Source organism: Providencia sp. UF-183, assembly GCF_058246155.1.
On sequence record NZ_JBSICD010000134.1, the window covers coordinates 1 to 209 of the forward strand.

Below are 209 nucleotides of genomic sequence, written 5' to 3' on the forward strand. Positions count from 1 at the left end.
GCCGATAAAAACAAACTCGACACGGGCACACTGGGCTTTGGGGATATCAAAAACAAAGCCGAGTACAAAGTGGATAGCCAAAGTGGCGGGTTTAGCACGGGAGGCTCACCATTTGAAGACCAGTTAGCGGGTAATGCGGCAGGTTCGTTATTGACCAATGTGAATAACAAAGGGAAAGAGAGCAATACCACGCATGCGGCGGTGTCGGA

Annotated in this window: 1 pseudogene; it reads left to right on the plus strand. The window is 50.2% G+C overall.

Annotated features, from left to right (window positions below):
* Positions 1-209, plus strand: a pseudogene (locus AC4IFT_RS22660) (hypothetical protein); the annotation flags it as partial.